The following is a 22,710-nucleotide window of genomic DNA, read 5'->3' on the forward strand; positions in this document are numbered from 1 at the left end:
TAGACGACTCGGCCAAAGAGGCGGGAGGGAGCTCCCTCCCGCCTCTTTTTTAAAACCCGAAAGGGGGCATGACAAGTGACGGTAGAAAAACTTGTTCCGTCATCTTCTCCCTCATCGAGGTATGTCGTGTCCGATGGAAGTTTAGTAGGGCGTCAGGTAGATGTAAAAGATAGGGCCGCCTCCGTACAGAGGTCGAATGAGTTTCTCCGTCCTCGGAAAGAAGAGATAAAGCGTTCTTTGGCGAAAGCTGAAGAGGTGGCCCAGGCTTTCGACAGGCAGATCCGTTTCCGTTTCAGGGAAGAGGCCGATGAATTTCAGGTCGAGGTACTTGAAAAGGACGGATCGGAGGAAAAAGTCATAAGGAAAATACCACCTGACAGCGTTATCAACTTCATAGAGCACGTACAGGAGATGTTCGGAGCTTTGATCGACGTGGAAGCGTGACGATTGGAGAAATCGACGGTATTGAGAGGCTTCCGCCAGAGATGCGGCGGCCTCTTTTGACTTTTATCCGGACCGGTGTCCGATGAAGGGTGTGTCTTTATGTTCGACGATAGATCGATACTTATAACCGGAGGAACCGGTTCTTTCGGAAAGGCCTTTATCGGCAGATTGCAGAAGGAATGGAGCCCCAAGCGAATAGTCGTATATTCCAGAGACGAATTCAAACAGTACGAAATGCAGCAGGTTTATAATGCCCCGTGCATGAGATATTTCATAGGAGATATCCGCGACGGCGACCGTCTCTCCATGGCGATGAAAGGGATCGATTTCGTCGTTCACGCCGCCGCCTTGAAGCAGGTCCCAGCCGCCGAATACAACCCCATGGAATGCATAAAGACGAACGTGGACGGAGCATACAACGTTATACAGGCGGCCATAGCCAACGACGTGGACAGAGTGGTAGCCCTATCGACGGACAAAGCGGCCAACCCCATAAACCTCTACGGAGCGACAAAACTCTGCTCGGATAAACTCTTCACCGCCGCCAATAACCTAGTAGGAGAAGGAAGAACCCGATTTTCCGTCGTTCGTTACGGCAACGTAATGGGATCCAGAGGATCGGTAATACCTTTTTTCAAGAAGCTGGTCGAGGAAAATGCTCCCGAAATTCCGATAACCCACGACGGCATGACCCGTTTTTGGATAACTCTCCCTCAGGGAGTGGATTTCGTGGTGAAAGCCTTTCTGCGTATGCAGGGAGGGGAGCTCTTCGTGCCTAAAATTCCATCAGCCAGGGTGGTGGACATCGCCACAGCCATAGCTCCGAAAACACATCAGAAAACAGTCGGAATTAGGCCGGGTGAAAAACTCCACGAAATCATGTGTCCTCTGGACGATGCTAGAAACGTCCTCGAGTTCGAAGACCACTTCGTCATAACGCCGTCGCTTACCTTCCAGTCTCAAAGGGATTTTCAAAGAAACGAACTGGGAGAGACCGGCAAATCAGTAACTGAGGATTTCGTGTATAGCTCTGGAGAAAACGAATGGTTCCTTACGGTCGAAGAAATAGCGCAAATGATAGAGCGTAACTGCGAAAGATAGAGTATAAAATGATAACAGCCCTGATCCCCGCCAGAGGGGGAAGCAAGAGAATACCGGGTAAAAATATACGACCATTTTTAGGCAAACCGATAATGGCTTACTCCATAGAGGCTGCAGTGAAAACAGGTCTTTTCGACAAGGTGATAGTCTCGACGGACGACGAAAAAATAGCCGACGTAGCTCGTTCCTACGGTGCCGAAGTTCCCTTTATCCGTCCGGAAAGACTATCGGACGATCATACAGGAACCGATGCGGTTGTCCGTCATTGCCTGGAATGGCATGAAAAACGAGGAGACATCGTCACCCATATATGCTGTATATACGCCACGGCCCCGTTCGTACAGTCAGAGGATATAATAAAGGGGTATGAAAAAGTCTGTGAAGAGGGAACGGCATCCTCTTTCTCCGTAACCCCTTTCGAATATCCCATATACCGTGGATTGAAGCTCTCCGAGGACTGCCATGTGGAGATGATCTGGCCGGAATACCAATCCTCGAGATCGCAGGATCTGCCGGAGGCCTACCACGATGCGGGGCAGTTCTACTGGCTGAACGTATCGGAGATGTCCGAAGAGGGCCCCCTCTTCTTCAGCCGAAACGCTAGGCCTGTCATATTGCCGTCCTGGAGAGTTCAAGACATAGACACGTTGGACGACTGGAAAAGGGCCGAGCAGATATTCCGTATGATAGAGGAAAAAAAAGAAGAGTAAGTTTATAAAAAAAGGAGGTTCTTCCATGACGGACTCTATTTTCATGGCAGGAAGGCCTGTAGGCGAAAAACACCCCTGCTTCATAATAGCGGAGGTAGGGGCCAACCATAATAGGTCCTACGACCTGGCCTTACGACATATAGACGCCGCTGTCGAGGCTGGGGCTGATGCGGTCAAATTTCAGATATACTCGGCAGACAGACTCTACTCAAAAAAAACGCCTAAGCACTCCGGATACGACAAGGACCTCCACACCCTCATATCGGAGATAGAGACTCCCAGGGAATGGCTTCCCAAGCTTGCCGATTATTGCAAGAAAAAAAACATACTCTTTTTCGCCACTCCCTTCGATCACGAGGCGGTGGACGAACTGAACAAAGTCAGCGAATTCTTCAAAATAGCATCCTTTGAACTGGTAGATCTGGACCTAGTAAGATACTGTGCCTCCAAGGGCAAGCCGATGATAATCTCTACCGGTCTGGCCGACATGGAGGAGATAGAGGACGCCTATAGAGCCTGTGTGGAGGCCGGCAACGAGAATATAGTCTTTCTTCAGTGCGCCTCCGTCTATCCCGCTCCGCCTCATATAATGAACCTGAAAAGCATGGAGACCATACGCAGGGCTTTCGGAACCCTGGTGGGGTTATCGGACCACACGCCGGGCGTACATATATCCGTTGCCGCCGTAGCCATGGGAGCTTATGTGGTAGAGAAGCACTTCACCTTGGACAGATCCATGGAGGGACCGGACCATCCCTTCGCCATAGAGCCCGACGAACTCAGGGAATTGGTCAGGCAGATAAGGGAGGTCGAATCGGCCATGGGAGATGGCAGGAAGCTAGGTCCTTCCGAAGAGGAGATGGAGTTCTATCAAAAGGCCAGGAGAAGCCTCCATGCATCTAGGGATATAAAAGCGGGAGAGACCATAACGGAGGGTATGCTGACCTGTAAAAGGCCTGGACTTGGTATCGCTCCCAAACACTCAGATATAGTGGTGGGAAGAACCGCCAAGATCGATATAGAACGAGACCAGTGGCTCACCTGGGAGATGATTTGAAATAGATAAGTCATTGATGTTTAAAAACTTGAAGGATGTTTCGGAAGAGACGAGGCTTAAGCTTTTGAGATGGAGAAACTCACCATCCGTTGCCTCTAAGATGCTTAATTCTAAAGAAATAACCTTAGAGGAGCATCTTTTCTGGGTTCGACGTGTTGTGCAAGATGTGACTAAAAATATTTTAGTTGCTTTTTATGACGATATCCCGGTGGGAATAATATCCTTCAGAGGTATAGATATTGAAAATCAGCATGCTGAGTGGGGATTTTATATTGGAGAGGACAAATATAGAGGTCGTGGTTTGGGTTCTTTCATGTTACGAGAAATTATCCGTATCGGTTTTTGCGAGTTTAAACTGAGGCGACTTTATACCTCCGTTTTGTCTACTAACGAGAAAGCTATCGCTATGTACGTCCGTTACGGATTCCGCATAGAGGGATGCTGGAGGGAGCATCTTTTTCGTGACGGGAAACCGGTCGATATCTACTGGATGGGAATGTTGAATACGGAGAAAAGGGCCGACTTATCGTGATTATCCTGGCCGACGGCGGTCCTTCCGTCGGAGGAGGACACATAAGCCGTTGTCGGTCCATCGCTTATGAGATAGACAGAATGGGTCAGCCGGTTCGTTGGATAGTTCCGGTTGAGGCGTCTCCCTTCATGAGGAAAGAAGAGGATTTTTCAGGCATCGTGGATTTTACCGTGGATGCAATCTCCACGGTGTTGAACGCCGACAATCCCATTCAAAAGAGCGATATTCTTCTGGTTGATGGCTATCGCTTTTCGGAGGAACTTTTAAGGTTCCTGGGCGATAACTGCATCCTGGTCGTTTTGGATGACTATCGTAACATTCCTGTGGATCGATGGGCTTCTATCGTGATCAACTATAACCTTGGGGTGACGGATATTCCCTATGGTAGAGAGGCCGTCAAGCTTCTTGGCCCTTCATACTGTCCTCTTCGTCCTTCTTTTGCGAAACTGACTCCCAGCGATGAAGGATTCGTACTTTTTCTGGCCGGTGCCTCGGATATGGCCGGTGTCACGGCGGATGTCGTGACATGGTACGATATCTCGTGGCCTCCTATGGTAGCTGTGTTGGGTCCTATGGTGCCGGACGACTATTTTGATAAGGTGTCTCGGATGGCTGACAAGAAGGACGGATTGACCTTGATGAGGGCTCCCTCCGATTTCGATAGGCTGATGGCTAGGGCCTCCTCGGTGGTCTGTACCTCCAGCGTGACCTGTTACGAGGCGATGGCACTCGACAAGCCTGTGGTGGTGTTTCAGGTGGCTGAAAACCAGAGAGGGATAGGACGGGCCCTGTCCGAACTTGGCTGGGGTATCGATCTGGGGTGGTGGAAAGACATATCCCCCGAAATCCTGCACAGTGCCATAGAAAAGGCCTTCCCCCCTCCTGCCGGTTGCGTGACCACCGACGGAGCAAAGAGGGTGGCCAGTGCCATACTCTCCATGGTTCGATAAAAACTTGAGAAGAAAGCGGCGGTGTTTTCATGATCCCCTATGGGCATCAATATATAGACGAAAAGGATATAGAGGCTGTCTGCGCGGTTCTCAGAGGAGACTGGCTGACCCAGGGCCCCACTGTGGAGTCCTTCGAAAAGGCCCTGGCGGCCAAGGTCGGGTGTAGATACGCCGTTACCTTCAGCAACGGCACCTCCGCATTGCACGGAGCAATGTTCGCCGCCGGAGTGGAGAAGGGAGACGAGGTTATTACGTCTCCCATGACCTTTGCCGCCACCTCCAACTCGGCTCTTTATCAGGGAGGGGTTCCAGTTTTCGCCGATATAGACGAGAGAACCGGATGTCTCGATCCCGAAAAGGCCATGGAAAAGCTGTCTCACAGGACGAAGGTTATAGCCCCGATAAGCTATAGCGGCTATCCGGTGAAGTTGAGTCCCTTTCTGGAGATGGCCCGTTCCGTAGGGGCTCTCGTCGTGGAGGACGGCTGCCATGCCTTGGGCGCTAGTAGAGATGGCTTTATGGTGGGGCAGGAAGCGGATATGACGGTTTTCAGCTTTCATCCCGTAAAGCACATAACCACAGGAGAGGGGGGAGCGGTCGTCACAAACGACGAAGAGCTGGCCCGAAAGCTCAGGCTTTTCCGCTCCCACGGAATAACCAAGGATCCCGACGAGATGGAGAACGCCGATGGACCGTGGTCCAACGAGATGATCGATCTGGGCTACAACTACAGGCTTACCGATCTTCAGTGCGCTCTGGGGTTGAGCCAGCTTGAGAAACTGGACGACTTCGTCTCCTATCGCAGGGCGGTGGCCGGACGATACGACGAGGTACTCGCCGAGCTTCCAGGGGCGGTGATACCGGCCGGGCATCCCGGTCATGGATACCATCTCTACGCCTTCAGGGTTCCAGCGGATATCAGGAAAAAGCTCTTTTTGGATCTAAGGGATGAGGGCATATGGGTCCAGGTGCACTATCCTCCGGTTCACCTTCACCCTTATTATAGAAAGAGTTTCGGCTATAAAATCGGGGATTTTCCCGTGGCCGAGAGATTTTATTCCATGGAGGTATCCCTTCCAATATATGTGGGCCTTTCCGAGTCGGATCAGGGTTTGGTCATGAGGAAAATCGAGGATATGTTGAAAAATCCGTAGCAACGGTTCGACTACTGGTATAATGATAAAGTGGTTTTCTTAAGGCTTGCGGGCCTTTTCAAAGATCGAAAGAGGTGTCTCATGGAGAAGATCGTGCTCGACGGGGTCCCCTTGACCCTAGATGAAGATGGCAACGTTCAGGTTTACGAGAGAATATCGTCTATTTTAACCGATCAAAACCGGGTGATAGCCTCCGTGGCCGTGGACGGCGTGGAGATGTCTCCCGAGGCCTTCGTCTCTCTTGAGGGGGGAACCTCGGTGGAGTTCGTCTCCATGGACGTGAGAGAGCTGGTCGTCCAGACGTTGGGAACCGCCGGAGAATACGTCGTCAACGTTCGAAAAGGCGCTCTCTCCGTGGCGGATATGCTGGAATCGGAGAAGGTCGAACAGGCCATGAATCTGTCGGTTCAGGTCATGGAGGGGATGGATTGGCTTCTTACCGCCGTCGGCAGGTGTACGTCTCTTCTCGGCTGCACCCCCGACGAGGGTATCTTCGGAGATTTTCAGGATGCCCGTCAGAAGGTGGCTGAAAAGATGGAGTCGGTGGTCGATTCCTTCGAGGCCGGGAAGTTTTTTGCTCCTGCCTTTGTGTTCAGAGAGGAAATACCTCCTCTAATCGACGTAGTACAAAACACTATCGCCGCGTTGGAGGGACAGGTTACGGGACGCAGACAGTGATATAGGCGTTTTTACCGTGGACTTGTCCTGAAGGACGGGGTAGAATTCTTACGCAACGAGAGAGATGTAATAGCTTTGAGGAGGTTTTTTTTATGGGTATGGTTAAGTCTGTCAGGTTGGTAGCTCTTGGGGTTCTTTTCGCTTTGGTCTTTTCGTCCGTCGCGGTAGCGGCAGAGAAGATCGGGGTGATCGAGCCTCAGAAAATTCTTTTTCAGCATCCCAAGTTCGAGCAGGTAACTAAGAGAGTTCAGGCCGTTCTGGATTCCAAGCAGAACGAGGCCAAGTCCGCTATAGAGAAGGCCTCGGACAACAAGAAGAAGGCCGAGATCTACGCTACCAAGAAGCAGGAGGCCGCCATCGAGGAGCAGAAGCTCATGGCTCCTCTCTTCAAGGAGATCAACCTCGCCATAAGGACTGTGGCCAAGGCCAAGGGCATAACCGTCGTTTTGGACAAGGCGCAGGTTTTCTACGGCGGTGTGGACCTCACCGAGGACGTCATCCAGCAGCTCAAGAAGATGAACCTTTCCCAGTGATAGAGGGGATGGATTTTTCGGGGCCCCGCCGTTCGGCGGGGCCTTTTCGTCGTCTGTTGGTAACGGATCTGGACGGAACGCTACTGGACGGCAAGGGCAGTATGTCTTCCACCACCGTTTTGGCCTTGGAAAGGCTGAGGTCCGACGGTTGGGATATCTCCGTGGCCAGCGGAAGGATTCTCGGTTCCGCCTTGCCACATATCCTGGCGGTCGGGGCGGAGCTTCCGTCGATTCTATACGATGGGGCCAGGATAATTGATAGACGAGGCCAGGTGTACTGGGAGGCCCAGATGGATCGTGATCTTGTGACGGAGGTCCTTCGTCTCGGCTGGGAGCAGGGGGTCGAGGTTCAGGCTATGGGGGACGAGTTGGTCTTCTGTAGGCCTCAGGACCTCGGAACCATAGAGTTTTTCGAGTCCGTCGGCGTTCCTTACTCTCCGTCTCTTGCCGGTCCCGAGGCCGATCTCGGTAGGGTCTTCCGGGTTATGTTTCACGATCGTTCCCGGTCGGAAGGCAGGGGCATCTCCGAGATGCTCAAATCGGCTCTCGGCGGAAGGGCCGAGGTCGTCTTGGCGGGAAACGGATTCGTCGACGTTTTGCCTTTCGGGGTGAACAAGGGAAGCGCTCTGAAAAGGTTGCTGGACATGGTGGATGTGGAGTACGATATAGTCGTCGCCGTAGGGGATAACGAAAACGACATGGAGTTGTTGCGCAGGGCAGATGTCCCTGTGGCGATTTCCTCCGCTCCCGGGGATCTTCTGGCTCTCGCTTCCTGGACAGTTCCATGTCCAGAGATGGGCGGCGCAGATGTCCTTGTGGATCGGCTTTTAAAGATCGAGAAGGAGGAGTACGTAAATGGCTGAGATTTCGAGATGGTGCGTCGAGGATATGGTCATTCCGGAGAACTGCAACATAGTGTTGGGGCAGAGCCATTTCATAAAGACCGTAGAGGACCTTTACGAGGCTCTTGTGACCTCGTCGCCTTCGCTGGAATTCGGCGTAGCCTTCTGCGAGGCCTCGGGAGATTGTCTAATTCGAAAGGATGGCAACGCTCCCGACCTGGTCGAGACGGCGGTTGAGAACGCCGGAAAGATCGCTGCTGGTCATAGTTTCGTCGTCCTTTTGAGAAACGGCTATCCCATAAACGTGTTGGACCGTATAAAAGGGTGTCAGGAGGTTTGCCGGATTTTCGCCGCCACGGCGAATCCGATTCAGGTTTTGGTCGCGGAGACGGAGCAGGGCAGAGGGGTTGTAGGCGTGGTGGACGGCTTCGTTCCCAAGGGAGTCGAGTCCGAGGAGGATGTAGCGGCCAGAAAAAGCCTCCTCAAAGATATCATAGGATACAAAAGGTGAGCTTCCGAAGCTTTGGAGTGGCTCTTTTTCTCCTTTTGCTGACGGCCCTGTCCTCGGCGGAGGCCGAGGTTCCCCGCTCGGTGGAGGAGGGGTGGGCCTGGCCGATCGCGGTGATACCGCCTTCCGACGGTTGGGACAGCCCTTCCGGCCGGTCTGTGGCTCCCGTGGTGGAGTACGCTCAAGGGCTTGTCAACGACAGTATCGAGGGGATAAAGGAACACGACGTCTTTTTGCGCCTGGAGTCGGGCGACGTGTTCGATTCTTCCGACATGGCCCGTTGGAGAAAAGAGGGTTTTCTGGCGGTGATCTCCTTCGCCGACGAGAGGGTCAACCGTGTGCTGGCCGATTCGTGGCGACAGGGAGATCCGGTGTTGCTCTTGGCGGACGATTCCTCCACAGTTTTGAGGGACGAAAAGGAGGTCGTAAAGGCAGGACTTTTTTCACTTGACCTTCACGATTCCTACGTTACAAGGGCCGCCGTCGAGACCGCCGTATCGATCCTTCCTCCCGCGAGCGAGGTGGGGCTTTTATCCGATCGTCTGGCCCAGTCTCTTTCCAGAGGAGCCAGAGCCGTCTCGAGAGGCCTGAGAGAGGGAGGGCTCAATTCTCAGGTTTTCTGGGTTGCCGGAGGGGGCACCGATTCGTTTTCCATGATGGCTCAGGAGATGCTGGGCTTCGGATCCGATATGGTAGTGGTCTGGATGACCGACATGGCAGCCAGGGAATTTTACCGGCAGTTGAGGGTGCTGGATGGATCCGTTCCGGTATGGTCCGGTGGGGCTTCTCTGGACGGTATCGTCGGTTTAGAGGGAATAATGACTGTCGATCAGGATCTGCCCCTTAGGCTCGACAAAGCTATCAAGACCCTCAAGACCGACGTCTGGGATGCCACCAGGGTTCGGGTTCCGGACAGCCCTCTGGCTGCCAAGGCCTACGCCTGCTGTCAGTGGGTATTTCAGGGGCTGAAAGACGTACAGAAGGCCGATCCCGAGCACTTGGCCAAGGTAATGGCGTCCACCAAGGGAATTCCTCTAGGATCGGAGAACTTGGAGATAAACCCCGTTACCCATCGTCCTTCTGTGAAGAAGGTGGCGGTCATAAGGGCAAAAAAAGGAAAATGGATTCAGGACGAGATATTCTCCCTTTCCGAGTCCGGAGCCGGCTATTACTTCGGAACTCCTAAAAATGAATAATTATTTGTTATTTTTATTGATAAGACAGTCTGTTTGTGATAAAATCTTCCTAGAAGATGACCTGCTGAGGAGGGGTGTTAAGTGAGATATGCTATAGCATTTGATTTAGATCAAGATACTCTCTCTAAGAGTTATCCCAATCCAAGTTATACTAACGCATATAATGATATAAAGAAAATCTTAGAGGATCACGGTTTTAGCAGACGTCAAGGTAGTGTGTATTTTGGCAATGAAACCGTTGATGCTGTCAAATGTGTCCTGGCGGCCCAAAAGCTAGCTAAAGAATTTTCTTGGTTCCCCTCTAGCGTAAAGGACATCAGGATGCTAAGGGTTGAGGATGATAACGATTTAAGAGAGGCTATCGAGAGTATTTAAAAAAGAGCAGAGTTCCATGTTTTTCCTTAACAGTGGAGCTCTGCTCTTTTTGTCGTTATTTATGTCTTTTTTTCAGCTCTCTCCAGATCTCTCCCGGAGACAGGTCCGAGGCCAATAGTCCCACCAGCAGATGGTAGACCAGGTCCGCTGCTTCGTAGATAGTCTGTTTCCTGTCCTCGGTGGCTATCGCCAGGGCCGTCTCCACCCCTTCCTCCCCGATCTTCTGGGCGACCCGGCTCTTGGGCCCGGCGATCAGTCTGGCCGTGTAGCTTTCCTCCGGCGAGTCCTGGGATCTCTTCTTCAGGTAAGCCCACAGACGGCCCAGAAATACGGGAGAATCGTCGTCGTTTCCATGGATGAAGCGGTAGAAGCAGCTGATCTTCCCTGTGTGGCACGCCGGTCCCATGGGATGCACTCTGGCAAGGACGGCGTCGCAGTCGCAGTCTATCTGCAACGACGCCAGAGGCAGCCTGTTGCCGCTTGTCATTCCTTTGTGCCATATCTCTTTTCTGGATCGACTGTAGAAGACCATCTCGCCTCTCTCCAGGGTCAGCCTCATGGATTCCTCGTTCCCGTAGGCCAGCATGAGGACCTCTCCGCTGTCGGCGTCCTGTACCACCACCGGTACCAGGCCGTCGGGACCGTATTTTATGTCTTCCGGTTTCATCTGCATCGTCCTCTCATATCCTGACCGGGATTTTCGCCCCGACGAGGTACCCCTTCACATCTCCTATCCTAAGCTTACCGTAGTGGAAGATCGACGCTGCCAGGGCTGCGTCCGCTCCGGCTCGAAAGGCCTGAAGTATGTGTTCTTCCTTTCCCGCTCCTCCCGATGCTATCACCGGGACGGTGGCTTTAAGGGATACTCGTCTCAGAAGCTTGAGGTCGTAGCCCGCCTCCGTTCCATCTCCGTCCATCGATGTCAGGAGTATTTCGCCGCAGCCCAGTTTCTGGGCTTTTTCTATCCATTCCAGTCCGTCCAGGTCGGTTTTATTCGCTCCTCCCTGGATATAGACGGCCCAGCGGCCGTTTTCCCTCTTGACGTCCACCGCAACCACCACGGCCTGGCTTCCCAGCAGTCTCGAACATCTCTCTATCAGAGAGGGGTCTTTTACCGCGGCGGTGTTCAGGGAGATCTTATCCGCTCCGAGGGCTATTATCTCTCTGGCCTGTTCCGCCGAGGATATTCCTCCCCCGACGGTGAAGGGTATGGTCAGGCGATCCGCCACGGCTTTTACCCATTCGGCCATGGTGGCCCTTCTTTCTTCCGAGGCGCTTATGTCCAGCAGGACAAGCTCGTCCGCTCCCTCGGAGGAGTAGAGCTCCGCCAGCTCCGCCGGATCTCCGGCGTCCTTCAGGTTTACGAAGTTTATGCCCTTTACCACCCGTCCGTTCTTAACGTCCAGGCAGGGTATTATCCTCTTGGTCAGCATATCCCGAATTCCTCGACGGCCTCTCGGAGATCTACCGTGCCTTCGTAGATGCTTTTGCCGAGCACTGCTCCGGATACGCCGATTTCGGCCAGGTCGGCCAGGTCTTTTTTGTCCCTTATGCCTCCCGCCGCCAGGATCCGTCCGTCCGTTTTTTTCAGCCTTTCGTAGAGCTTCAGGTCCGGTCCGGAGGCGGTGCCGTCTCTGGATACCGACGTGACCAGAAAAGTGGAGTAGCCGATCCGGAGGAGTTCCGTTATAGCCTCCTCCGGAGGGAGTTGGGTTACCTCGGTCCATCCGGATAGCGCCACGGTTCCGTTTTTGACGTCTACCGATGGCACGATGGAGTTGCCGAACCTTTTCCACAGGGTCCTCGGCGATCCCTTGAACAGCAGGCTTCCCAGGTATACCCTTTTCGCTCCGGAGGAGAGGGCCAGGGCTACGTCCTCCTCCGTTCTCAGTCCCCCTCCGTATTGAACCGGCAGGCCGGTGGAGGCTGCCACCTTTTCCAGCTCTTTCAGGTGGACCGGAGAGCCTTTTTCCGCTCCCTCCAGATCTATAAGATGTATCCAGCGGGCTCCCGCCTCTGCGAAGGATAGGGCTGTTTCCACCGGGTCGTCTCCGTATTCCTTTATCTTTTCGAAGTCTCCTCCGGTCAACCTGACGACCTTTCGGCTGTATAGGTCTATGGCTGGGTATATCTCGATTTTTTTCATCGGCCTAGTTCCTCCAGTATTCGGTCCAGTATGGCGTGTCCTACGTCGCCGCTTCGTTCCGGGTGAAACTGAAGCCCCATGACGGAGTCTTTCCTTACGGCGGAGACGAAGGCGACTTTTCCCGCCTCGGTCGTGGCTGCCCGGTCCTTCGAGTTTTTAAGGCCGTAGCTGTGGACGAAGTAAAGGTAGCTGCCGTCGAAGGGCTTTAGTATGGGGTCTTCCGTGGATATGTCGTTCCATCCCATGTGGGGCAGAGGGGTCATGTCCAGTTTTTCCGATTTTCCCTCTATGAGTCCAAGCCCTCGGTGGCTCCCGTTTTCGTCGCTTCCTTCGGCGAAGAGCTGCATTCCGAGACATATTCCGAGAAGGGGCCTTTCTCTATCGGCCCATTCGATAAGGGCCCGGTCCCAGCCTTTTTTTCTCAGAGAATCCATCGCCGGTCCGAAAGCCCCGACTCCGGGCAGAACGATGGTGGATACGGATTCGGGGATCTCGTCGGGGGATTCGAGCAGCACGCCGGATCTGCCGAGTCTTTTAAGGGCCCTCATAACGTTGCCCAGGTTCCCGGCACCGTATTCCACTATGCCAACCTGTTTCACAGGAGTCTACCCTTGGTGGAGTTCAGGTCGCTCGATTCGGCAAGTGCTTGGCCGAGGGCCCGTCCAGCTCCTTTGAAGATGGCCTCCGCGAGGTGGTGGGAGTTATCCACCGCCAGGGCCTTTACGTGCACCGTGGCCCTGGCCTCCCTGGAGAAGGCCCTCCAGAACTCCGGTATCAGCTCCAGATCGAAGGTTCCGCATTTTTCCGTGGGAAACGGGGCTTCCATGGTGAGGCTTCCTCTGCCGCTCAGGTCCACCGCCACCAGTGCCAGAGATCCATCCATCGGCAGTGCGCACCAGCCGTATCTTTCGTATTTGCGCCCCTCTAGAGACTTCAGCAGGGCGGATCCCAGGACTATGGCGAGGTCCTCCGTCAGATGGTGTTCGTCGACGTCGTCTCCTCTGGCGGATATCTTAAGGCTCATTCCGCCGTGGAAGGCCATCAGGGTGAGCATGTGGTCCATGAAGCCGCATCCCGTGTCTATGTCGACGGACCTTTCCTCGGGGGAGATGTCCAGCGACAGACATATGGAGGTCTCCTTAGTCCCCCTTTTAAGGGTTGTCATGCCACCACCTCCCCTACCAGTCCCTTCATGTTTTCCAGCACCGGTTTTATGCCGTTCCATCCGAGGGAGGCGCTTTTCCTGCTGGCCACCAGACGGAGGGACACGGGAGCCACCTTTTCCAGTGTAACCAGGCCGTTGGCCTTGAGGGTCGTGCCGGTCTGGACGATGTCCAGTATGCAGTCGGTCATGCCGAGCATGGGGGCCAGCTCTATCGATCCGTTCAGATGGACTATCTCCACCTGGACTCCTCTTCTTGAGAAGTGGTCGTCGGCTATCTTTGGGTACTTGCTGGCGACTCTGAGCCACATGAGCTCCGATCTGTGGCAGCGAAACCTCTCGCCGAGCTCGGGAGGTCCCGCCACCTGGAGAGAGCATCGACCCATTCCCGTGTCCAGAAGCTCCACCAGTCTGGCCCCAGATTCCCACATCACGTCGCTTCCCACCAGAGCGAGGTCCGCCACGCCTCTGTCGACGTAGAGGGGAACGTCCATGGGTTTTGCCAGGATATAGCGTATTTTGTCTTCCTCTATCACCAGTTCTCTGCCGGGGTTGCTCAGTTTTTTCGACGGGAGCCCGGCTTCCCTCAGAAGTTCTATCGCCTCTTTCATAACTCGTCCCGTCGGCAGGGCTATGGTCAGCATGAGCCTTTCTCCTCTCTGTTTCGAAACCAGACCTCCAGGCTCGCCGTATTTCCGCCTTCCCTGGATATATCGGTCACTGTGTCGTTTTCCGGATCGTACCACCAGGAGTATCCCTTGGCTTTGGCTCGGGCCATTCCCGAGTCTCCGTCGTGGCTCCAGGTTATCTCGGTGGTGAGCCCTGCGTCGTGGAAGGCGGAGCATCTGGACAGGACCAGGTCCGGCGGTGTTCCTCCTCCTTTGATGGCCACTATCGGTTCCGGGTTCCTGTAGATCGAGTGTCTGGCCAGTTCCTCCAGATCGAGTCCGAAGCCTATGGCCTGGCCGCTGAGGCCGTAGGAGCCTAACAGGCTGTCGTATCGTCCTCCGCCTCCCAGAGATTTTCCCGATTCGGGGGAGTAGACGTCGAAGACCGGTCCGCTGTAGTAGTCCAGCTCTCTGATCGATCCCAGGTCGAAGGCTATTCTGTCCGATTTTCCCATCCTTCCGAGGATCTCACTGATGTTGTCCAGGGATCGAAGGGACTCTGCTCCTGTCAGTTTTCTGGCCTCGTCCAGCACCTCCGGGCCTCCCTTCAGCTCCGGAAGGGCCTCCAGAAGCCTGTTTTCCTTGGATCGGCATCCGGACAGAAGTTTAAAGTAGGTTCTGTATGATCCTTCCTGAAGGGCCTTCAGCAGGTCGGATTTAAGCTCCTCGTCCAGTTTCTCCATGGCGTTGTCCACTAGGGTGACGTCGCTCAGAACGAGCTTTCCGTCGATCAGCCCCAGAGAGTCCAGTCCCTCCAAAAGAAGGGAGAGGATCTCCACGTCGGCACCCTCTCCCTCCCATCCGAGCAGCTCGGCTCCGATCTGAAATTTCTCCAGGTCCCCGCCTGGAGCGGGGTTTCTGTAGAGACGATCGGCGTAGCACATCCTGAGAGGCCGTTCCTGAGGGGAGTAATGGTTCGCCAGATAGTTCACCGCCGCCAGTGTTATGTCGGAACGAAGACAGCAGGGCTCTCCCATGGGAGAGGTCAGTACCAGAAGGCTCTCCCTTATGGTTCGAGGAAGAAGATCCCAGGAGGTCTCCAGCAACTGGAGCCCGGAAGACCAGAAGAGGCGGTATCCGTGTCGGTTGAAGAGGCTTATGAATCGATGTCGGCATCTCTCCATGGCTATGGCCATGCGTCCTCCGGTGCTTCTGCACCCTGCCGGTAACCGTCTCATCGATCTCGAAGATGTCATTGGGATCTCTCCTTTATCATGCTAAAGCGATAGTATGGTGTCGTGCGGGATCATACCATCGTGAGGTCGTCCTGTAAAGTGGTCAGGACAGGCCTGTGACGGTACAATGATCCGGTGAAGGTCGAAACGGAGGCTGTTTCTTATGGCGAAGAAGAACGAGGTAAGATACGTCTGTTCCGAGTGCGGCTACGTCAGCCTGTCTCCCATGGGACGCTGTCCCGGCTGCGGAGAGTGGGGGACCGTTGAGGCCGAGGTTCTGTCGGTCTCGACTGAGGGCAGAAAGAGCGGATCGTCCCCCCTTTCTCCCCGGTCCATACTGGGGCTGAAGCCCCCGAAGCGGCTGCCCTCGGGGATAGGGGAGCTGGACCGGGTTATGGGAGGAGGCTGGGTCGAGGGCGGAGTCGTCCTCCTCGGTGGACAGCCCGGTATCGGGAAGTCCACTTTGTTGTTGCAGGTCTGCGGGAACCTGGCCAGATCGGGCTCCAAGGTGCTGTACGTCTCGGGGGAGGAGTCCGCTTCCCAGGTGGCTTTGAGGGCATCCAGGCTGGGGGCCGACTCGGAGGGACTGGAGCTGCTTTGCATAGCCGACGTAGAGATGGCTCTGGGGTCCCTGAACGATCACGGTCTAGTGGTGATAGACAGCGTTCAGGCCATGAAGGATCCCGGAGAGGGAGGCTGGCCCGGCACTCCGAGCCAGGTCAGGGCCACGGCTCAGAGGTGTATAGACACGGCCAAGTCCAAGGGGATTCCGATGGTGCTGGTCGGCCATATAACCAAGGAGGGCCGCATAGCCGGGCCCATGTTGCTGGAGCATATGGTGGATACGGTCCTTTTATTCTCGGGAGACGACGGGTCTCCCTACAGGACCTTGAGGGCCACCAAGAACAGATACGGAGGGACAGACGAGGTCGGACTCTTCCAGATGGGCGAGAGGGGGTTGAACCCGGTCGACGATCCCAGCGGCCTTTATTGGGATAGAGGTGATCAGTCGGTTCCGGGAGTGGCTCTCACCGTGGTGATGGAGGGAAGCCGAGCCTTGGTCGCAGAGGTTCAGGCTCTTGCCGCATCGACCAGTTTCGCCTATCCCAGACGGACCGCCAGGGGTACTTCGGTTAACAAGCTCCATTTGCTGCTGGCGGTGCTTCAGAAAAGATGCGGTTTAACTTCCTCCGGATTGGACGTCTACGTAAACGTGGCGGGAGGGATGGACCTTAGGGATCCCGGGGCCGATCTGGCCCTGGCTCTCTCTTTGGCGTCTTCCGCCATGGACAGGGCTCTTCCGTCGGACTGCTGTCTCTTGGGAGAGGTCGGTCTGGTAGGCGAGATAAGGCCGGTCGGCCGGACCGGACAGAGGCTAAGGGAGGCTGCCCGGTTGGGATTCAGAAGCGCCGTGGTCAGCGCCAGGGAGAAGGAGGAAGCCCCTAGGGGGATGGATGTGATGGCGGTCAGGTCTCTGGCTGAGGCCATGGCCCGATTAGGGCTGAACTAGCGATAAGTCGATTTTGTAGGTATAATCGGCGAGTTCAGATAGAACCTGGAGGAGGACGAACTGGCTATGGATTACGATTTTCGATCCATCGAGAGCAAATGGCAGGCCTATTGGGAGGAGAACAAGACCTTCAAGGCCGAGGAGGACCCCGCGATTCCCCGGGATAAGCGTCGTTATGTACTGGATATGTTTCCCTATCCCTCCGGGGCGGGGCTACACGTCGGCCATCCCGAGGGCTACACAGCCACGGATATATACTGTCGTTTCCTGAGGATGAAGGGCTACGCCGTTTTGCATCCCATGGGATTCGATTCTTTCGGCCTTCCGGCGGAGAACTACGCCATAAAGACCGGAACCCACCCGGTCGTGACGACCGAGAGGAACATAGAGCGTTTCAGAGAGCAGATAAAGTCGTTGGGATTCTCCTACGACTGGGACAGGGAGGTCTCCACCCACAAGTCGGATTACTACCGCTGGACTCAGTGGATATTCCTGAAACTTTTCGAAAAGGGGCTGGCCTACGAGGCTGAGACCCCGATCAACTGGTGTCCCTCCTGTCAGACCGGCCTCGCCAACGAGGAGGTAAAGGAGGGGCGATGCGAGAGATGCGGAGCCCAGGTTGAGAGGCGAAACCTGAGGCAGTGGATCCTCAGGATAACAGCCTATGCAGAGAGGCTTCTCCAGGATATCGACAAGGTGGAGTGGCCCGAGGCCATCAAGGCCATGCAGAGAAACTGGATCGGAAAGAGCACCGGCGCCAATGTATCTTTCCCTCTGGAGGACGGAAAGGGCGAGCTGGTAGTCTACACGACCAGGCCCGACACGCTTTTCGGTGCTACCTATATGGTGTTGGCTCCGGAGCATCCTTTGGTGGCAGAGATAACCACCGAAGAACATAGAGGTGCGGTGGAGGACTACATCCGTCAGGCCTCCCTGAAGTCCGATCTTGAGCGTACCGAGCTCAGCAAGGACAAAACCGGCGTCTTCACCGGAGGGTACGCCATAAACCCGGTGAACGGCAAGAAGATCCCCGTGTGGATATCGGACTATATCCTCATCTCCTACGGCACCGGGGCCATAATGGCCGTTCCCGCCCACGATCAGAGGGACTGGGAGTTCGCCGTCAAGTTCGACCTGCCTATAGTCGAGGTGCTTCAGGGAGGGGATGTCTCCGTCGAGGCCTACACCGGGGACGGACTGCACGTAAACTCCGATTTCCTGGACGGCATGGGCAAGGAAGAGGCCATCTCGTCCATGATATCCTGGCTTGAGGATAAGGGGCGCGGCGAGAAGACGACGAACTATAAGCTGAGAGACTGGGTCTTCTCCAGACAGCGTTACTGGGGAGAGCCCATTCCCCTGGTTCACTGCGAGAAGTGCGGGGTTGTGCCGGTGCCGGAGGATCAGCTGCCTCTGGTGCTTCCCGAGGTGGAGAGCTACGCTCCTACCGGGACTGGCGAGTCTCCTCTGGCCGCTATAGACTCCTGGGTGAACACGACCTGTCCCTGCTGCGGAGGGCCTGCCAAGAGGGAGACCAACACCATGCCCCAGTGGGCCGGCTCCTGCTGGTATTACCTTCGCTATCTCGACCCGGACAACGAGTCCGAGTTCGTGGGGCGGGACAAGGTGGATTACTGGATGCCGGTGGACCTCTATGTCGGAGGAGCGGAGCACGCTGTTCTCCATCTGCTCTACGCTCGCTTCTGGCACAAGGTTCTCTTCGATCTCGGGGTGGTTAACACCGATGAGCCTTTCCAGAGGCTGGTCAACCAGGGGATGATAACCTCCTTCGCCTATCAGAGAAAGGACAAGTCTCTGGTGCCGACCGACGAGGTCGAGGAGACCGGTCCGGACACTTTCGTGGAGAAGGATACCGGCGAGCCACTCGAGAGGGTCGTGGCCAAGATGTCCAAGTCCCTGAAGAACGTCATCAATCCGGACGACATAATAGAGAACTACGGAGCCGATTCCATGAGGATGTACGAGATGTTCATGGGGCCCCTTCAGATGTCCAAACCCTGGTCCACCCAGGGACTCATAGGGGTTCACCGTTTCCTCGACAGATTGTGGAGGCTGATGGACAGGCCTTTGGTGGACGACGAGCCTCCTGTGGAGCTTACCAGGGTTCTCCATCAGACCATAGCCAAGGTGTCCTCCGATACCGACTCTCTGAATTTCAACACCGCCATAGCTCAGATGATGGTGTTCGTGAACGAGTGTTTCAAGGCAGAAGCGGCCTATAGATCCCTAATGGAGCCCTTCGTTCTGTGTCTATGTCCCTACGCTCCCCATATGGCGGAGGAGCTATGGGAGCGTCTCGGCCATAAGCCCTGTGCCTCCCTTCAGCCGTGGCCGTCCTACGATCCCGAGCTGGTCAAGGAGCCGGAGATAACCGTGGCGATTCAGGTAAACGGAAAGGTCCGGGAGAAGATACAGGTGTCCTCCGATGTGTCCGAGGACGAGTTGAGAAAGGCCGCCATGGAACATCCTGGAATAGTCGGCCGGATCGAGGGTAAGTCGGTCGTGAAGGTCATAGTAGTGCCAGGTCGACTGGTCAACGTGGTGGTGAAGTAGACGGTGCCCCATCTTGTGATAGTAAGCGCCGCTGAGTCCTCTCAGCGGCGTCTTCTGGTGGAGGCGGTGGAAAAGGCGAGATCAGACGGCTACGACGTCCTGGGCTCGTCGGAGGAGATGGACTGGAACGGCCTTTTCGCCGACGCCATGACCGCCGGTCTGTTCTCCTCTCGCTCCGCCCGGGTGATAGAGAAGGCCGAGGCAATGGGGAAGTTTCCCGATTCTTTGATACCCTCCTTGGAGGGCTGCGATGCCGATTACAGGTTTATACTCCTCTACGGCGGTGGATATAAGAAGTTTTTTCCCAAAGATGCGATCGCTTCCTCCACCGTCAAGGAGGCCGAGCAGGTTCCCTTTTGGCCCTCTCAAAGGACCAAGTGGCTTCTGGGTCGGGCACGGTCCCTCAGGATAGACTTAAATTACGATGCAGCCTCTCTGATGGTCGAATGGGTGGAGGAGCCGGAGGAGCTTCTGTCCGTCCTGTCCACCTTGGGGAATTTCGCCGACGGTGAAACGGTGGACTGCGATATGGTCGAGAAGCTGGTACTGAACCAGGAGGCCAAGGGTATGCTCCGCCTATTGGACGGTTTCTGCGCCAGGAAGGCGGGAAAGTGTCTTCAGGGTTTCTTGGAGCTCAGGGAGACCGGGGATGTTATTCCCACCATGGCTGCCCTGCACAAAAGGGTTCGTTTCGCCGCCTATCTGTCACTGACAGGCGGGGGCGATTCCGTGGAGAAGGCTTTCGGCATGACCAAATATCAGGCTAGACAGGCGAGGGATGCTGCGGGCAGGTACGACCCTCAGGAGCTGAAGGACCTTCTGGCCGGGGTTATCTCACTTTCCATGGCGGAACGTACCGGAGCGGGAGAGGGCTGGGCCGGATTTGAGAGATTGGTGCTTCAGTCCATGTGAGGTTATGGAGGCATAAAAAAAGAGAGGATGCGAATTCGCAACCTCTCGGTAGGGTCCTCTCGTCGAGGATTTCGGTGGTTTTGCTACGCCTTTGCCGTGGCCAAAGTCTTGACCTTGGCTGCCAACCGCGCTTTGCGGCGGGCTGCGGTGTTTTTGTGAACCACGCCCTTGACGACGGCCTTGTCCAGAACGGACTGAGCCATGTCGAGCCTCTTTGCGGCCAGCTCCACGTCACCGGCGCTGACGGACTCGAGCACTCTTTTTACCGCGGTCTTGCACCGGCTTTTCCAGTAACGGTTGTAAAGACGGTTTCTCTCGGACGTACGGACCCGTCTCCTGGCGGACTGTTTGTTGGGCATCCTCGACTCACCTCCTTGGTAAAATCATGGTGTATTATACACGCTCGTCGAACATTGAGCCATAGGCTACTTTCGGGCGCAAGACAAGATTGTATCAGAAAACGACGGTGATTGCATGACCGATTTATTCGGCCCAGATGGGCTTTTCTGCAACAACCTCTCCGGATTCGAATATCGTCCTCAACAGGAGAGGCTTTCTCAGGCGGTGTTGGGCCTGCTGGAGGGGAATTCCGGTCGAATTTTGGCCGCCGAAGCTCCTCCCGGGGTGGGCAAGACTTTTGCCTTATTGGCTCCGGCCGTAACCTGGGCCAAGACTACGGGAAACACGGTTTTGGTGTTGACCTCGAGCATAACCCTTCAGGAACAGCTTATAAACAAGGACCTTCCGACCCTTTCGGAGGTGTTGGGTTTGGACGTTCCCTTCGGTCTTCTGAAGGGAAGGAGCAACTACGCCTGCATGAGAAAGGCGTCGGAGCTAGGGGACGAGGGGTTGCTTTCCTTCAACGATAAGGGAGAGGCTTCCGGTGTGATACTGGAGTGGCTGGCTCTGACCGAGGAAGGGGATCTGTCCGAGGTTCCTCTGCCGCCGGGGCATCCCGCGGTGGAGCGGATATCCGGCAGTTTTAGAGGGTGTCTGGGGGCTCGGTGTCCCTACAGGGATCGTTGTTTCGTTCAGAGGGCTCTTCGGAACGCTTCTAGATGGACGGTGGTGGTCGCGAACTATCACCTTTATTTTTCCTACGCTTTAGGAAGGGGAGGGGCTTTTCCGGTTCCGGCCCGTCTGGTGCTCTGCGACGAGGCCCATAGGATGCCTGAGGCGGCATCCTCGGTCTCGGCCGTAAGCACCAGGATGGACGACTGGATCAGACATCTCAGAAGGGTTCCGTCTCCCGGATTGAACGAACTGGGAGCGAAGACGGTGGGCTACGATCAGCAGAAGACGCTGGACGATGTGAAGTCCTTGAATCGGGCGGTAAGGCTGTTTTTCGAGAGGCTCGATTCCTCCGGGATAAAAAACGGCCTTTTTATCGAGCCTCCGGAGGAGTTGGTCAGGGAGGGACTCGACGTCCTGGACCTGGCGGCTCCCGTTATAGCAACCGGTCGTCGTTTTTCCTCCTATCTGGATGATCTGGGGCCCTCCGGCGAGGAGATGGCCAGGGACGGAGCGGAGTATCTCGCCTGGGTACAGGTACTGGACGAGATGGGGCAGGCCTTTCGGTGGTGTCTGGACGTTTCGGACTATCCCGATTGGACTTACTGGAAGGAGGACGGCGCCCTGTCGAGCGCTCCGAGCAAGTGCGGCGATATCCTGCCCAGGGCTTTCGGAGGGGACGATCCTCCCTATATGGTGGCTGTTTCCGCCACCATGGCTGTGGACGGGCGTTTCGACTATTGGAGCAGGGAGACCGGCCTCGAGCCGGACGAAGCTCTGCTGCTGGACTCTCCCTTCCCCCTGTCGGAGCAGATGGAGCTTTTGGTGGTCGATCTGGGGATAGCCGTTACCGACGAAAAATACGACGATCGGGTATGCAGGGTGGTCAGAAAGCTCTGCAAGGAAAACGGGGGGGCGTCCTTGGTGCTCTTGAGCTCCACCAGGCTGCTCAAGAGGGTGGGAGGTTACCTCAGGCGTTGCAGCGGAGACGGCTACAACGTGTTGATTCAGGGAGACCTTCCCAAGGTGGAGCTTCTACGTCGTTTTAGGGAGGACGAAAGCTCCGTTCTGGTGGGCACTGTTTCGTTCCGAGAGGGGGTGGACGTTCCGGGAGATTCTCTGACCCAGGTGATAATCGATCGTATTCCCTTTCCCCATCCGGACGATCCTATCCAGAGGGCGAGACGGGATCTGGAGGGGCCCTCCAGCTTCGTAAAATCGGTCCTTCCCAACGCTAAAATGCACCTCAGACAGGCGGTGGGGAGGTTGATACGCTCTTACGGAGATAGAGGAAGGGTCGCCGTTTTGGACGGAAGGCTTTTATCCCGCAGGAACTGGAGGGTCTTGGACAGCCTTCCGGATGTGCCGATAAGAAAGATAAGAGTGGTCGACAGATCTGTTGATACTACAGGTGGAGTGTGATATATTGTCCAAGCTGGTTTTGATTCTATAGGGATTTTTGTCTTCACTAG

25 protein-coding genes are annotated in these 22,710 nt (G+C 55.3%); 17 read left to right on the top strand and 8 right to left on the bottom strand.

What is annotated here, in order from left to right; translation table 11 throughout:
- Positions 1-126: 126 nt before the first annotated feature.
- From DPEP_RS12890 to DPEP_RS10040, 13 genes are all read left to right on the top strand, one after another.
- Positions 127-444 carry a flagellar protein FlaG gene (locus DPEP_RS12890; protein ID WP_005661792.1) on the top strand — a complete coding sequence of 106 codons (318 nt, stop codon included), beginning with the start codon at positions 127-129 and terminating at the stop codon, positions 442-444.
- A gap of 99 nt (positions 445-543) precedes the next feature.
- Complete coding sequence (pseB, locus tag DPEP_RS09985; RefSeq protein ID WP_005661793.1) at positions 544-1,545, top strand: UDP-N-acetylglucosamine 4,6-dehydratase (inverting); 1,002 nt, start codon at positions 544-546, stop codon at positions 1,543-1,545.
- An 8-nt stretch (positions 1,546-1,553) separates the two neighbouring features.
- Positions 1,554-2,255 (top strand): pseudaminic acid cytidylyltransferase, encoded by a 702-nt coding sequence (gene pseF, locus DPEP_RS09990; RefSeq protein WP_005661794.1) that lies wholly within the window; start codon positions 1,554-1,556, stop codon positions 2,253-2,255.
- Positions 2,256-2,280: 25 nt separating this feature from the next.
- The gene (locus DPEP_RS09995; RefSeq protein ID WP_005661795.1) at positions 2,281-3,312 is read left to right on the top strand and encodes an N-acetylneuraminate synthase family protein; all 1,032 of its coding nucleotides are present in this window, start codon (positions 2,281-2,283) and stop codon (positions 3,310-3,312) included.
- Between the two features lie 16 nt (positions 3,313-3,328).
- Positions 3,329-3,844 carry a UDP-4-amino-4,6-dideoxy-N-acetyl-beta-L-altrosamine N-acetyltransferase gene (gene pseH, locus DPEP_RS10000; RefSeq protein ID WP_005661797.1) on the top strand — a complete coding sequence of 172 codons (516 nt, stop codon included), beginning with the start codon at positions 3,329-3,331 and terminating at the stop codon, positions 3,842-3,844.
- The gene (locus tag DPEP_RS10005) at positions 3,841-4,794 is read left to right on the top strand and encodes a hypothetical protein (RefSeq protein WP_005661798.1); all 954 of its coding nucleotides are present in this window, start codon (positions 3,841-3,843) and stop codon (positions 4,792-4,794) included. The genes pseH and DPEP_RS10005 overlap by 4 nt, the downstream gene beginning before the upstream one ends.
- Before the next feature lie 29 nt (positions 4,795-4,823).
- Positions 4,824-5,948, top strand: coding sequence for a UDP-4-amino-4,6-dideoxy-N-acetyl-beta-L-altrosamine transaminase (pseC, locus tag DPEP_RS10010; protein WP_005661799.1), 1,125 nt, complete (start codon positions 4,824-4,826; stop codon positions 5,946-5,948).
- Positions 5,949-6,029: 81 nt separating this feature from the next.
- Positions 6,030-6,626 (top strand): hypothetical protein, encoded by a 597-nt coding sequence (locus tag DPEP_RS10015; RefSeq protein WP_005661800.1) that lies wholly within the window; start codon positions 6,030-6,032, stop codon positions 6,624-6,626.
- A gap of 92 nt (positions 6,627-6,718) precedes the next feature.
- Positions 6,719-7,159, top strand: coding sequence for an OmpH/Skp family outer membrane protein (locus tag DPEP_RS10020; RefSeq protein ID WP_005661801.1), 441 nt, complete (start codon positions 6,719-6,721; stop codon positions 7,157-7,159).
- Between the two features lie 8 nt (positions 7,160-7,167).
- Complete coding sequence (locus DPEP_RS10025) at positions 7,168-8,022, top strand: HAD family hydrolase (RefSeq protein ID WP_156775116.1); 855 nt, start codon at positions 7,168-7,170, stop codon at positions 8,020-8,022.
- Positions 8,015-8,512 (top strand): adenosine-specific kinase, encoded by a 498-nt coding sequence (locus DPEP_RS10030; RefSeq protein WP_005661804.1) that lies wholly within the window; start codon positions 8,015-8,017, stop codon positions 8,510-8,512. The genes DPEP_RS10025 and DPEP_RS10030 overlap by 8 nt, the downstream gene beginning before the upstream one ends.
- Positions 8,509-9,705 (top strand): type 1 periplasmic-binding domain-containing protein, encoded by a 1,197-nt coding sequence (locus tag DPEP_RS10035; RefSeq protein ID WP_005661806.1) that lies wholly within the window; start codon positions 8,509-8,511, stop codon positions 9,703-9,705. Before DPEP_RS10030 ends, DPEP_RS10035 begins: the two co-directional genes overlap by 4 nt.
- Before the next feature lie 81 nt (positions 9,706-9,786).
- A complete protein-coding gene (locus DPEP_RS10040; RefSeq protein WP_005661808.1) occupies positions 9,787-10,080 on the top strand; it encodes a virulence factor in 294 nt (97 codons plus the stop codon).
- 55 nt (positions 10,081-10,135) lie between these two features.
- Here the strand turns inward: DPEP_RS10040 and hisIE are convergent, their stop codons facing one another.
- From hisIE to DPEP_RS10075, 7 genes are read right to left on the bottom strand one after another with little or no spacing between them, the layout of a single operon-like run.
- A complete protein-coding gene (gene hisIE / locus DPEP_RS10045) occupies positions 10,136-10,747 on the bottom strand; it encodes a bifunctional phosphoribosyl-AMP cyclohydrolase/phosphoribosyl-ATP diphosphatase HisIE (protein ID WP_005661809.1) in 612 nt (203 codons plus the stop codon).
- Between the two features lie 13 nt (positions 10,748-10,760).
- Positions 10,761-11,513 carry an imidazole glycerol phosphate synthase subunit HisF gene (hisF, locus tag DPEP_RS10050; RefSeq protein WP_005661811.1) on the bottom strand — a complete coding sequence of 251 codons (753 nt, stop codon included), beginning with the start codon at positions 11,511-11,513 and terminating at the stop codon, positions 10,761-10,763.
- The gene (locus tag DPEP_RS10055) at positions 11,507-12,226 is read right to left on the bottom strand and encodes a 1-(5-phosphoribosyl)-5-[(5-phosphoribosylamino)methylideneamino]imidazole-4-carboxamide isomerase (protein WP_005661813.1); all 720 of its coding nucleotides are present in this window, start codon (positions 12,224-12,226) and stop codon (positions 11,507-11,509) included. Before DPEP_RS10055 ends, hisF begins: the two co-directional genes overlap by 7 nt.
- Positions 12,223-12,825 (bottom strand): imidazole glycerol phosphate synthase subunit HisH, encoded by a 603-nt coding sequence (gene hisH / locus DPEP_RS10060; protein ID WP_005661814.1) that lies wholly within the window; start codon positions 12,823-12,825, stop codon positions 12,223-12,225. The genes DPEP_RS10055 and hisH overlap by 4 nt, the downstream gene beginning before the upstream one ends.
- Positions 12,822-13,391 carry an imidazoleglycerol-phosphate dehydratase gene (locus DPEP_RS10065; protein ID WP_005661816.1) on the bottom strand — a complete coding sequence of 190 codons (570 nt, stop codon included), beginning with the start codon at positions 13,389-13,391 and terminating at the stop codon, positions 12,822-12,824. The genes hisH and DPEP_RS10065 overlap by 4 nt, the downstream gene beginning before the upstream one ends.
- Positions 13,388-14,032 carry an ATP phosphoribosyltransferase gene (hisG, locus tag DPEP_RS10070; protein WP_005661817.1) on the bottom strand — a complete coding sequence of 215 codons (645 nt, stop codon included), beginning with the start codon at positions 14,030-14,032 and terminating at the stop codon, positions 13,388-13,390. The genes DPEP_RS10065 and hisG overlap by 4 nt, the downstream gene beginning before the upstream one ends.
- Complete coding sequence (locus DPEP_RS10075) at positions 14,026-15,252, bottom strand: ATP phosphoribosyltransferase regulatory subunit (protein WP_005661818.1); 1,227 nt, start codon at positions 15,250-15,252, stop codon at positions 14,026-14,028. Before DPEP_RS10075 ends, hisG begins: the two co-directional genes overlap by 7 nt.
- Before the next feature lie 142 nt (positions 15,253-15,394).
- Between DPEP_RS10075 and radA the strand changes: the two genes are divergently transcribed.
- From radA to holA, 3 genes are all read left to right on the top strand, one after another.
- On the top strand, positions 15,395-16,741 hold the full coding sequence (gene radA, locus DPEP_RS10080) for a DNA repair protein RadA (RefSeq protein WP_005661819.1): 1,347 nt from the start codon (positions 15,395-15,397) through the stop codon (positions 16,739-16,741).
- A 66-nt stretch (positions 16,742-16,807) separates the two neighbouring features.
- Complete coding sequence (leuS, locus tag DPEP_RS10085) at positions 16,808-19,315, top strand: leucine--tRNA ligase (protein WP_005661820.1); 2,508 nt, start codon at positions 16,808-16,810, stop codon at positions 19,313-19,315.
- A gap of 3 nt (positions 19,316-19,318) precedes the next feature.
- Entirely contained in the window at positions 19,319-20,227 is a 909-nt protein-coding gene (gene holA / locus DPEP_RS10090; RefSeq protein WP_005661821.1) for a DNA polymerase III subunit delta, read from the top strand.
- 83 nt (positions 20,228-20,310) lie between these two features.
- On the opposite strand, the gene rpsT is transcribed toward holA, so the two are convergent.
- Positions 20,311-20,586, bottom strand: a complete 276-nt coding sequence (rpsT, locus tag DPEP_RS10095) for a 30S ribosomal protein S20 (protein ID WP_005661822.1) — start codon at positions 20,584-20,586, stop codon at positions 20,311-20,313.
- 115 nt (positions 20,587-20,701) lie between these two features.
- Here rpsT and DPEP_RS10100 point away from each other — a divergent pair, with 115 nt between their 5' ends.
- Entirely contained in the window at positions 20,702-22,660 is a 1,959-nt protein-coding gene (locus tag DPEP_RS10100; RefSeq protein ID WP_005661823.1) for an ATP-dependent DNA helicase, read from the top strand.
- The last annotated feature ends 50 nt before the right edge of the window (positions 22,661-22,710 follow it).

Source organism: Dethiosulfovibrio peptidovorans DSM 11002 (assembly GCF_000172975.1).
GTDB lineage: Bacteria > Synergistota > Synergistia > Synergistales > Dethiosulfovibrionaceae > Dethiosulfovibrio > Dethiosulfovibrio peptidovorans.